The organism is Bacteroidota bacterium (assembly GCA_020402865.1).
GTDB lineage: Bacteria > Bacteroidota > Bacteroidia > Palsa-965 > Palsa-965.
On the sequence record JADBYT010000031.1, the window covers coordinates 1 to 11,873 of the forward strand.

The 11,873-nt window shown below is 51.5% G+C and carries 10 protein-coding genes and 2 tRNA genes; 5 read left to right on the forward strand and 7 right to left on the reverse strand.

Annotated elements, in window-relative coordinates; translation table 11 throughout:
• Window positions 1-141: 141 nt before the first annotated feature.
• Window positions 142-945, reverse strand: coding sequence for a TIGR00159 family protein (locus IM638_17990; protein MCA6364928.1), 804 nt, complete (start codon window positions 943-945; stop codon window positions 142-144).
• Between the two features lie 123 nt (window positions 946-1,068).
• Here IM638_17990 and IM638_17995 point away from each other — a divergent pair, with 123 nt between their 5' ends.
• Window positions 1,069-1,536, forward strand: coding sequence for a redoxin domain-containing protein (locus tag IM638_17995; GenBank protein MCA6364929.1), 468 nt, complete (start codon window positions 1,069-1,071; stop codon window positions 1,534-1,536).
• 108 nt (window positions 1,537-1,644) lie between these two features.
• On the forward strand, window positions 1,645-3,237 hold the full coding sequence (locus IM638_18000; protein ID MCA6364930.1) for a T9SS type A sorting domain-containing protein: 1,593 nt from the start codon (window positions 1,645-1,647) through the stop codon (window positions 3,235-3,237).
• Window positions 3,238-3,242: 5 nt separating this feature from the next.
• Here IM638_18000 and IM638_18005 read toward each other — a convergent pair whose 3' ends face one another.
• The 3 genes from IM638_18005 to IM638_18015 all read right to left on the reverse strand — a co-directional run bounded on the left by IM638_18005 (window position 3,243) and on the right by IM638_18015 (window position 4,714).
• Window positions 3,243-4,151: an NAD(P)/FAD-dependent oxidoreductase gene (locus IM638_18005; protein ID MCA6364931.1), complete on the reverse strand. Its 909-nt coding sequence runs from the start codon at window positions 4,149-4,151 to the stop codon at window positions 3,243-3,245.
• A 362-nt stretch (window positions 4,152-4,513) separates the two neighbouring features.
• Window positions 4,514-4,600, reverse strand: a tRNA-Ser gene (locus IM638_18010).
• Between the two features lie 29 nt (window positions 4,601-4,629).
• A tRNA-Ser gene (locus IM638_18015) sits at window positions 4,630-4,714 on the reverse strand.
• Window positions 4,715-5,066: 352 nt separating this feature from the next.
• Between IM638_18015 and IM638_18020 the strand changes: the two genes are divergently transcribed.
• On the forward strand, window positions 5,067-7,154 hold the full coding sequence (locus tag IM638_18020) for a ComEC family competence protein (GenBank protein MCA6364932.1): 2,088 nt from the start codon (window positions 5,067-5,069) through the stop codon (window positions 7,152-7,154).
• 10 nt (window positions 7,155-7,164) lie between these two features.
• Here the strand turns inward: IM638_18020 and bamE are convergent, their stop codons facing one another.
• The 3 genes from bamE to pepT form a co-directional block, all read right to left on the reverse strand.
• Entirely contained in the window at window positions 7,165-7,560 is a 396-nt protein-coding gene (gene bamE / locus IM638_18025) for an outer membrane protein assembly factor BamE (protein ID MCA6364933.1), read from the reverse strand.
• Between the two features lie 123 nt (window positions 7,561-7,683).
• Entirely contained in the window at window positions 7,684-9,210 is a 1,527-nt protein-coding gene (locus IM638_18030) for a GWxTD domain-containing protein (GenBank protein ID MCA6364934.1), read from the reverse strand.
• A 296-nt stretch (window positions 9,211-9,506) separates the two neighbouring features.
• Window positions 9,507-10,760: a peptidase T gene (gene pepT, locus IM638_18035; GenBank protein ID MCA6364935.1), complete on the reverse strand. Its 1,254-nt coding sequence runs from the start codon at window positions 10,758-10,760 to the stop codon at window positions 9,507-9,509.
• 160 nt (window positions 10,761-10,920) lie between these two features.
• On the opposite strand from pepT, the gene IM638_18040 reads away from it, so the two are divergent.
• Window positions 10,921-11,103 carry a hypothetical protein gene (locus tag IM638_18040; protein MCA6364936.1) on the forward strand — a complete coding sequence of 61 codons (183 nt, stop codon included), beginning with the start codon at window positions 10,921-10,923 and terminating at the stop codon, window positions 11,101-11,103.
• A complete protein-coding gene (locus tag IM638_18045; protein ID MCA6364937.1) occupies window positions 11,096-11,728 on the forward strand; it encodes a hypothetical protein in 633 nt (210 codons plus the stop codon). Before IM638_18040 ends, IM638_18045 begins: the two co-directional genes overlap by 8 nt.
• Window positions 11,729-11,873: the final 145 nt, after the last annotated feature.

Genomic DNA, 11,873 nt, shown 5'->3' on the forward strand with positions numbered 1-11,873 from the left:
GGCACCGATGTTTTTTGCACCGGTGCCTGAGCTTGTCGAAGGCACCGATGTTTTTTGCACCGGTGCCTGAGCTTGTCGAAGGCACCGATGTTTTATGCACCGGTGCCTGAGCTTGTCGAAGGCACCGATGCATAAAATTAGTTACTTCTTATCCGTAAGGTATTTTTCGAGGAGTTCGCGGAGGCGTTCGGGCTGCACGTTGCTTTCCATTTGTCCGTCGCTGGCGAAGGCAATTTCGCCGGTTTGTTCAGACACAGCGATGGCAATGGCATCAGTATTTTCGGTAATGCCTACGGAGGCGCGGTGGCGCATGCCGAGATGCGCGGGGAATTCGTTGTTTTCGGTAACAGGTAATACGCAGCGCGCAGCGCGGATGGTATTGCCCGAAATAATAATAGCGCCGTCGTGCAGCGGGCTGTTTTTAAAGAAGATGCTTTCGAGCATGCGTACCGATACGCGCGCGTCGATCGGATCGCCGGTGTTGGAGTAAAATTTGAGATCGCTGTTGCGGGCAAACACCAGAATGGCGCCGGTGCGTGACGCGGCCATGTTTCGGCAGGCTTTTACCACGGCATTAATATCAAGCAAACCTTCGGTGTCTTCATCGCGCCAGTTGAAAAGCACCTTGCGCCATTGCGGCTGTCTGAAAAGATTGTTGGTGCCGATAAAAAGGAAGAAACGCCGGAGTTCCTGCTGAAACACAATGAGCAACGCAATTACACCCACATCAATAAACTTGCCCAGAATGCTGCTGAACAGTTCGAGATCAAGCAACCGGACAAGGCGGAAAATGGAATAAAAAATGAGTATGCCCACAAAAATGTTGAGCGCCGCCGTTCCCCGCACCAGCCTGTAAAGCTGATAGCACAGCAAGGCCACCAGCACAATATCCAGCGCATCCTGCCAGCGGAAGGTAATAAATAAGGGAAAAAACGCCCCGAGCATAGGATACAAAGTAAAGAGTTTTTAGCGTTTCGTGAAGTTCAAATTAATTGTGCCGAACATCCTGCGCGTTCAACTGTTGTTTTTCTGATCTTTACCGCAAATTTCACACTCAAAACACAAACCATGAGCCTTACTGTCGGACAAACCGCCCCCGATTTTAAATTATTCAACACTGAAAAACAGGAAGTAAGCCTTTCGGCACAAAAAGGCAGCAATGTACTGCTGTTGTTCTTCCCCATGGCATTTACAAGCGTATGCACAGCAGAACTCTGCTCGGTGCGCGATAATATTGCTGCTTACAACACCGTAAACGCCAAAGTTTTCGGCATCAGCGTGGATTCGCCCTTTACCTTAGGCAAATTCAAAGCCGACCAGAACCTGAATTTCGATCTGCTTTCTGACTTCAATAAAGAAGTAAGCACCGCCTACGGTTCTATTTATGCCGATTTCGTGCTGGGTATGAAAGGCGTATCAAAACGCGCGGCATTTGTAATTGATGCAAACGGCACCATCCGCTATGCCGAAGTGCTTGAGAACGCCGGCGAGCAGCCTAATTTTGAGAATATCATGGCTGCGCTGAAGAGCCTCTAAGCCATTTGATTATTAAAGGCGCCGCTGCATGTATGTGCAGCGGCGTTTTTTTATGCATTGGCGGTTGCGCTGCCATTGCGTATTTTTGGTAAGCTACTGTTTTTCTTTATGCACAAACGCCCTTACCTGCTGTTACTCTTTCTTCTGGTTAGTCTTGCCCCGCTCCGCGCGCAGGAAACCCTGTTTATCCATTGCAACCAGCCCGCCGATACCGGCACCCGATTCATGCAGGGATTCCTGCACGGCAATCCGGCCGCACTTGATTCGGAAATGGTGGCTAAACTGCGGCCCGAATTCTGGCGGCTGGGGGCCTACTTTCTCGCAGGCAGCAGCTACGAGGATGCCGCCCGCTTCAATCCCGAAATCACCATCAACCTCAACGATCTGTACATGATCGTTAACAACATTCCTTCGCAAACACAAAGCCAGCCCTGGCAAAACAACTGGCAAAGCTGGGACAGCCTCCTTACTGCCGTTGTCACCAATTCGGTGGTTACGGGAAGTCCGGTTGACTATTGGGATCTTTGGGGTGAACCGGATAATTTCTGGACAGGCAATTACGCGCAGTGGATTGAAATGTACCGCCGTTCCGACAGTATTATTCACGGTATTATTCCCAATGCCCGTATTGTAGGTCCAGAATTCGGATTTGGCAGCTGTAATTTTTCGGTGACACCCATCCTGCATTTTCTCGACAGTTTGCATGCGGCTGGCGGCGAGGTGAATGCCGTTTCGTGGCACGAGTTCTGTGCGCCGGAAGATGTGCCTGTGCATGTACAGCAGGTGCGCGATTCGCTGGCCGTGCGCGCCTGGGCGGCCGGTTTGCCTGTTCTTATTCCTGAGTATGCCGGTCCGGCAAACAGCACCATTCCGGGCTGGAATGCCGGCTGGCTGTATTATCTCGAACAGGCCGGTGTGGACTGGGCCTCACACGCCTGCTGGAACGAAAGCAACAACGTGATAAGCTGGAGCAACTGCGAGCACGGCCTCAACGGTTTGTTTATGTACGACAATGCCACGCCGCAGCCCAACTACTGGCTGCACCGTGCCTACGCCGAAATCGGTGCTGCGCGGGTGAATACGTCATCTACACATGTGCGCACGGTGGCATTGGCAGGCGTGGATACCACACTGCAGGAACTGAAAATTATTGCCGGCCGGTACGATAATCCCAATCTTGGTTCGCACAATGCGCCGGCCAATGTAACCATACGCATCCGTCACTATCCGTTTGGCAGCAATGTTACGGTTCCGCTGGTGGTGCAGCGTATTCCGAGCAACAATGTGAGCTACTCGGTGCCGCTGGCAGCGCCGCAAACCACTTACACCGGCAGCATAACCTTCACCGCCGATTCGGCCGATGTGCTTTTGCCGGGCTTTGTGGATGGTGATGTGTATGTGCTGTATCTCAATCCAGCGCCGGGCAGTTTGCTGAGCATCCAGCCGCAGCCTGCACAAACCACTACACCCGAACTTCAGGTAATGCCCAATCCGGCGCGGCAAGAAGTGACACTGCACTGGCCGGGCGCCGGCAATGGCCGCATCACACTCTGCAATATGCAGGGAAAGGTGATTACGCAAACCACTGCGGCGGGCGCTTCGTGTGTGCTGGCATTAACAGCATTGCCGGCCGGTGTGTATGTGGTGGAATGGACACGCGGCCAGACCCGCCAAACGTCGCGGCTGGTGATTACAGAATAATGGCATCAAAATTCTTCCCGGCAAAGGCTGTGGTTAATGGCCGCACCAGCCATGTTGCCTGCCGCCACCGCATTCGCTACCGAACGCATCACCGAACTGTTATCGCCACAGGCATATACACCGGGCACAGTAGTTTCCTGCATCATGTTTACCTGAATGTGACCTGCGGCAGTAAGTTCGCAGCCCAGCTGCGCGGCCAGGGGGCTGTGCTGCACAAAATCGGGCCGGGCATACAGTGCTTTTACGGCAATGCTGCGCCCGTCGGCCAGCGCCACTTTTTCGAGCCGGCCATTGGTGTGGAGGAGCGCGGTTACTTTTGCTTCCTCGATGCGGATGTTTTTCTGTTCCAGCATTGCACGCACTTCATTGCTGAAAGTGGCTCTGCCATTGGTAAAAATACTCAGCCGGGCTGTTAACCGGCGCACCATCACCGCCAGCTCAAGCGCCATTTCACCATTGCCCAAAATGCCGGTTATTTCATTGCGTACTTCATAGCCATGACAATACGGGCAATGAATTACTGAAATGCCCCAGCATTCGGCAAAACCCAAAACCGGCGGCATAATATCCTGTAAGCCGGTGGCAAGGATGAGTTTTTGGCACCCATACGCTGCACCCGAAGCGGTTGTAATTTCAAAGCCTGTATCGGTTTTCACCGCCTGCTCAGCCGTATCGGCAGCAAATTTCACCGTCGTGTAATTTTCAACCTCCTGCCTCGCCTGCTGTGAAATTTCAAGCGGTGTACGTCCGTCGTGCGTGAGAAAGTTATGCGAATGCGGTGTTTGCCGGTTACAGGGCTTTGCATGATCAAGCACCAACACATTGCGGAGCGAACGCCCCAACGCCAATGCGGCCGAAAGTCCGGCGTAGCTGCCGCCGATGATGATTACTTCGTATGGAGATGCGGTGTTCATTGGCACTTTGGTAACGTGTGAGTACAGGCAAAAATAAATGCTGGCTAATTTCTGGATACAAGTAGAATTACGCCATTGAAAAGGCAGGAATAATAAAATAGTTTACCCTGACTATTTTATTGATCTGAAAAGTAAGTTTGTTTCAGCAGCCTTATCTCAACGTCAACATTTACTGGAATAAATTTCTCCGGGAGATTACGCTCCTTCGTCGCGTGAGTTCCTCGTCTCCGCATCTGAAAATACAAGCCGGTCGCTGCGCTCCGTTTTTGTTTCAGGGAATTTTTGGGAGAAATTATCATCTCCCCCAAAAATCCCTTAAAACAAAAAGTCCGCCCAAAAGGCGGACCGGCTTGTGTATTAAGCGGAGAGGGGGAGATTCGAACTCCCGATACCCTTACGAGTATACCGCATTTCGAGTGCGGCGCATTCGACCACTCTGCCACCTCTCCAAAACAAAAAACAGCCCGAAGGCTGTTAGCGGAGAGAGAGGGATTCGAACCCCCGGAGGTTTAACCCTCAACGGTTTTCAAGACCGCCGCAATCGACCACTCTGCCATCTCTCCGGGGGCAAAAGTACTCAAGCCGCGCATTCTGGCAAGCGCGTAACGCACTTTTTTTTTCGTTTGCCGGAAACTTACTGATAATGAGGAATTCACATTGAAAGTTTTTTTTCAGAAGACCGTTGCAAGTCGTGTTTTAGTCCATTTTACCAAGCGCATTGCAGCGTAAATGAAGACCTGAAAAAGCGAAAAAACGTTGGACATTCATTTTCCGCGTTTAAATGATTGAAAATGGCTTTGAGTTGATTTAGCGGTTTATGAGGCTGATTACGTGCCGACATCCATATTTCTGTGGAGAAACACCGGTTTAAAAAACGTATCGGAGGGGCAGTTAGCTTCGTCGAAAAACCTGTGTATGGTGCCCCTCCGCTGGAGTCAGTTTCCGTTGCTGCGTCCGTTAATTGCCTTTGTGGCAGGCATGTGCATGGGGGTGTGCGGACTGCCCTGGTGGGGTGGTTTGCTGGCGGGGGGCATTGCACTTACGGGGTTCATGCGCTACTGGTGGCGCAGGCCGGCCCGGCTGCCGGGATTGCGTGATATGCTTTGGATTCCGGTATTGTTTGCGGGTGCAGGATGGATGTGCATGGGGCTTGCGGAACAGGCGTTACCGCGCCAGGTGCCGGCGGGTAATGCCGTGCTGGTGCGCATTACGGAAACACCGGTGCAGCGGCAGAAAACTGTAAAACTAACAGCCGATGTGCTGGCCGTGCATACGGAAAAGGGCTGGCAGCCTTACCGCGGCGGCGCTCTGGTGAACCTGAAACGCGGCAAGGAAGCGGCGGCACTGCGCTACGGCGATGAACTGCTGGTGGCCGCACCGCCCGAAAAAGTGCCGCCGCCACGTAACCCCGGCGAGTTTGACTATGCAGCGTGGTTACAGCACAAAGGCATTGGTATGCGGCTCATGCCCGATAATGCGCACTGGCAACGCTTATCGCAAAACGGTGGCTTTGGGCCGAAAGCTGCGGCACTTGAACTGCGGCAGTGGTTTGCCCGCACACTGCAACAGGCCGGACTGGATGGCGACAGGCTGGCGGTGGCGCAGGCCTTGCTGCTGGGCAACGACGATGAAATTGATCCCGGCCTGCTGCGGGCCTACAGCGCATCGGGCACGCTGCATGTGCTGTCGGTATCGGGCATGCATGTGGCGCTGTTGTTTACGGCGCTGAGCTGGCTGCTGGCACCCATGCTGAGGCTGCGCGGCGGACAATACTGGCAGGCGGCAGTAATGCTGGCGGCGCTGTGGGGCTATGCCATGCTCACAGGCGCTTCGCCGTCGGTGCTGCGTGCGGTGACCATGCTGAGTTTTGTGGTGGCGGGCAAACCGTTTCAGCGCCACGGCCATATACTGAATATGCTGGCCGCAGCGGCTTTGCTGTTGCTGGTGCTGGAGCCGCAGCTGCTTACCGATATCGGCTTTCAGCTTTCGTTTCTGGCGGTGGGCGGCATTGTGGTGCTGCAACCGGTGTTTCAGAAACAATGGCAGCCGCAAACACGCGTAATGCGCTGGCTGTGGAGCCTTATATCGGTTACGCTGGTGGCGCAGCTGGTTACGTTTCCGCTTGGACTGTATTATTTCGGGCAGTTTCCGCTTTACTTCCTGCTGTCGAATCTGGTGGTTATTCCGGCTTCTACGCTGGTGATGTATGGCGGATTGCTGCTGCTGGCCGTATCGCCGCTGGGAAAGGCGGCTGAGTGGGTAGCCATGCCGCTGTGCTGGCTGCTTGATGTACTGAACGGTGCCGTGCGCTACACCGAATTTCTGCCCGCCGCCGTGCTCTATACCAGCCGGTGGAGTTTGTGGCAGCTTGCAATGCTTTACACCCTGCTGGCCACGGCAGTGTGCTGGTTGTGGCTGCAACGCCCGCGTTTACTCTCCGTTTCGGCAGCGGCAACCGTGCTGCTGCTGCTGACTATTGCCGCCGAAGACGTAGCACAGCGGGAAACCCGCAAACTCACCGTTTACAGCCTGCCCGGCAGCACCGCCATTGGTACACAGCAGGGCCGGAACCATCTGCTTTTTACCGACAGCGTTTTTGTGCGACAGCCCGGCCTTAGCGATTTTCATATTACTCCCGGCTGGCGCAAAAGCGGACTAACACCTGTTGCCCCTACCCTGCTTACGCACACGCTGCACATGCGCCACCCGCTGGCTGCCGCCGAAGGAAACTGGATTCAGACACAAGGAAAACTTATTCTCCGTGTGCCGCGAAAAATGCGCTGGAAAGAAATACACACCCACTGCGATATGCTGCTGCTTACGCAAAGTACCGGCAGCCGGTTAGACAGTTTGCTGAAACGCACCACCCCGTTTCTGGTAGTGGCCGACGGATCAAACAGCGATAAAAAAATTGCGAAGTGGAAAACGATTTGTGCACAACACAAAACCGTATTCTGGGATGCCAAACACGACGGGGCGCTGGTGTGGGAATGGAAGGAATGAAGAAATGATTTTACTCGTTCCGGAAATAGTTTTTCAACGCTTCTTCTCCCCAACAAAATACTTCTCCCGAATCGTTTTTGCTTAGCCCGTAAATTCCCCTGTCGTCGAAATAATGGTAATACTTGGCATATACCTCCTTAACCCTCCCCGAATCGTTGAAATGGACCCAAAGCATGGGATAATTAGCATAGTAAGCTTGTGTATATTGAAAGGTGGTAAATGACTCCTCTACCGGTTCGCCAAGCAGGTTTTTTACTTGTGATTTATCCATTCCAATACCTACAGCTTTTATCTGATGAACAGAAAGGTTGCTTGTGTGCGAAACAGATACCGGATATATGAACATAAGGAGTATATGAATAAAGGCAACCGAAAAACCAGCTGCACACAAAATCAGCTTTTTCATGCAGTGTTAATAACGAAAGTCAGGAAACGATATTGTGCGATTTGTTATACACTAAAAATCCCCGATCCTGTTCAAATACAGCACCGGGGATTGTATATAAATACCACTGATGAATTGCAGACTTTATCTTGGATTAGCAAACAAATCATCGGCCTGTGAGCCCCAGTGGCTGTTGCCGCGTGTCTGATCCACGTTGCGGGGCGAGTTGTCGCGTTTGGTGAGGCGGGCGCGCCAGCTGTCGTCGCGTACTTCGCCACGGGCGTCGGAATGAATGAGCTGGTAGTTGTTGGTTACCAGATCGAAGTTGGCGAATACGAAGCGTTTGTTGGTTTGTGTGGTGTTGCCGGGCTGATTGCTGGTCATGGCACCGTTTTGCGGCATGGCCGGATTGCCACGGATGGTGTAATACTGCCAGATTTCGTAGGGATAGGAGCTTGGCTCGTTGGTCATAAACGTACGCTGATCAGGCGGGCCATACTGGAGATATACGCGGCCGCGGTCGCTGTCGTACCCGCGCAGAATGGGTGTGCCGAATTCGCGGTTTACTTTGTCCACTTCGGCTTTGTAGGTAAGCCAAGCTGCTTGCGGATTTTTCTCGTTGCGGCTGAGCCAGAAGTTGAGGATGTATTGCTGCATGAGCTTCACATCGCCGGTTTTGATTTGTGTTTCGGCAAAGTCTTTTTCGGCTTCGGTACTGATGGGGCGTAAACAACGAATGTATTCGCGCAGGGTGTCGGGACTGGTAACCGAAGCAATGAAAGAGGTGCTGACATCTACAGCCGTTACATCGGTAAGCATGAAGGTGACATTGGGATTGAAACGTTCAAACGGAGTGCGGCGCACGGTAAGCAGGCGGTTGGCGGCGTTGCGTACTTCAATCACCAGCACATAATTGCCGCCGGGCAGCTTGGTAATATCAAACGACTGAAGCAAGGGCACCACCGGCTGCGGCCCAAATTTGGCGAATGCAGTATAGTCGCTCATTTTCTGGCCCGATACTACTGACTCGATGGAATAGAGCACCACAAACTTCTGATCGGCAGGTACGTTGGCGGGGGTGTTGTACAGTTCGGCATAAAACTTCAGTTCATTCATATTGCCGGGGAAAAACTCCGACACATACGGAATAAGATCCATACCGCTTTTGCTGAGCAGGTTTTTCTGTGTGGTGGGCCGCGCCATTTCCACAAATTCCACACCCGACACGCTCACCGAATCAGGATCAATATCGACAAAAAGCGAACGGGCATTCATGATTTTGCGTTCCTGCCCGGGCCGGTTTTTATCGGAAATAATGAGCTGTACGGTATAGGCGCCCGGCTTGAGGGTGAAACGCTGAAGATCGAGAAAATTGGGGAGGTTGGTGGTATCTGCCGCTTCGGGGCTGTTGAGCACATATTCGCGCACGGCCTCCACACTTTTACCATCGCCGGAGGTGATGGTTATTACCACATTCACTGCTGCCTGCAAACGGCCGGATGCATTGGGTTTGTAAGTAACCGAATTGCCGATTACAGAGAGATAGGTTTCGAGGTAGGTTTTATCATCGGGTGTGCTGAATGCGCACCAGGTGAGATTGGCCGTAACCTCGCGCGCAGATGCACTTGCAAACACGAGCAGGAAGGCAGCGAAAAACAGAATACGTTTCATGGTCAGGTAGCTTAATGCATCCGGCCCGCGCAGCACGAAAACGGATGCAGTACGAAGTTAACACTATTACTGCGGAAACAGGTGTGTATTTACTGCAAAAGTCAAGCCCCGTTTTGCAGCCGGGTGAGTTGACGCAATAACCGGTTAAATGCACCTGACGGAATGAGATCCTAGCCCGGATTGACCAGAGGTGCGGAGCGGGTGAAAAGTAATTCGGCCACGGTGCCGCACCGCCGGGAAAGCCGGAGCGAACGGTACTTTAATGCACCGGGGCTTCGCTCCTCCTCTTTTTTACATTACTCGGCTTTTTCTTCCCAAAGCTTGCACAGTTCCACAATGGTGCGCACCGCAGCCTGCATATCCTGCACCGAAACCCACTCATGCCGCGAATGGAACGCATGTTCGCCCGCAAAAATATTGGGACAGGGCAACCCCATAAACGAAAGCCGCGACCCGTCGGTACCGCCGCGAATGCTGGAACGCACAGGCTCCACACCCGCACGGCGTATAGCTTCGAGCGCATAATCCACCACCTGCGGATGCTGATCGAGCACGAGTTTCATGTTGCGGTACTGCTCTTTTACGGTAAAGGTGTATGACGAATGCGGGAAACCTTTGAGCACGTCCTTCACAATGTGTTCGAGCATTGCAGCCTTTTCCGTCAGCCCTTCGGTGGTAAAATCGCGGATGATGAACTGGATGGTGGCCTGATCGATGGTGCCGGCAATGGATACGGGATGCACAAAGCCTTCCTTGCCCTCTGTAGTTTCGGGCGAGCAGGTGTTTTTGGGCAAATTTTCGACCACGCGCGACGCGATTTTGATGGCGCTTTCCATTTTGTGTTTGGCAAAGCCGGGATGCGTGCTTACGCCCTGAATGATGAGCGTGGCGCCATCGGCCGAGAAGGTTTCGTCTTCGAGGTGGCCGAGCGTTTCGCCATCCATGGTATAGCCAAACTGCGCACCGAGTTTTTGCATATTCACCTTATCCACACCACGGCCTATTTCTTCGTCGGGCGTGAAGAGGATACGGATTTTGCCGTGCGGAATTTCGGGATGCTGCATGAGGTGGTGGGCGGCATCCATAATTTCGGCCACACCGGCTTTGTTGTCGGCACCGAGCAGGGTGGTTCCGTCGGCAGTAATAATATCGTTTCCGAGCTGGCCGTACAGTGCAGGATGTTCGGCAGCGCGGATAATCTGAGCCGGATCTGCAGGCAGCGCAATATCGCCGCCTTGATAGTTGCGGTGTACAATTGGCTTTACATTGGCTCCCGTACAATCGGGCGACGTATCGACATGCGAGCAGAAGCAGAGCACGGGGACGTTTTTAATGCTGGTGGCCGGAATGGTGGCATATACATAGCCATGCTCGTCGAGTTCGGCATCGGCAATGCCCATGGCTTTGAGTTCGTCCACCAGTACACGGCTCAGGTTCTTCTGCTTTTCGGTAGAGGGGCAGGCGGGCGAAGCGGGATCAGATTGCGTGTCGATTTGAACGTAGCGCAGAAAGCGTTCGGTTACGGTATGGCTGATGGCGGGTGATGACATGAATTTGATGATTGTGTGGCGTGAAATTACGGGGAGTTTTTGAACGGGGGAAATATTTGATGTTGATGATAAATACAAGATTTCTGTATGTGTTAAATTATGCACAAATGTTTAGCGTAATTACTATATTTGTAAGAACGGGTATAAATACATTGATTTTATGAACGATAACCAACTTCATCTGCTAAATCTTCTGGCAAAAAAAATTGCACGGGAACAAAAAAATAAAGACAAAGAATCAATAATTGAATCTTTTCGCGCTGCTAAAATTTTAACATCTAAAGGAAACTTCACCAGTCATTACCAGAATCTGAAAAAAGCAATTGAATTAAGCAATGTATAGGCGAAGACCTAACCTGATGTTAGGCTTTCATGGATGTGATGAAGAAGTTAGGGATGAGTTGGTAAATAAGCCCGACAACGTTAAAACAAGTCAGGAAACATACGACTGGCTCGGACATGGTTTCTATGTTTGGGAAAATAATCTGGAGCGGGCTCTGATTTGGGCAAAAGATAAAAAGCAACGTGGATCAATAAAAAAGCCTTCTGTTGTTGGGGTTATCTATCAATTAGACCATTGTCTTGATTTTTCAGATTCAGAATATGTTGATCTTCTGGCAAGTTTTTATACGTTGATGAAAGATGATCTGGAAAAAGCTGACCGGAAGTTCCCGAAAAATAAAAACCATAATAAAGATGAATATCACGATCTAATAATCAGGGAACTGGATTGTGCTGTAATTGAATACATGCATCAGAAGATACAGGAAGAGATAAAAGACGATATTCAAAATAAAGGATTCAGTAATCTTAAACCATTTGACACGGTAAGGGGTGTTTTTACTGAGGGGGGCCCGGCATTTGAAGGTGCAGGAATACAAACAAAAAGTCATATACAAATTTGTATCCGGAATCTGAATTGTATTAAAGGATTCTTCATACCCCGAAAAGAAATTCGGTTCCCTTAGAGTCTGTTAGGATTTTTTCTTACTAATGATTTTGCGTCTTTTTTGACCGCTCTTCGTTGCTTTTTTCGCCAATCCCGACAATACTGTCGGGACAGGTATTGACTCAAAAAGCGCCTCAATCGGCCAAAAAATCCTGTAAAATCAA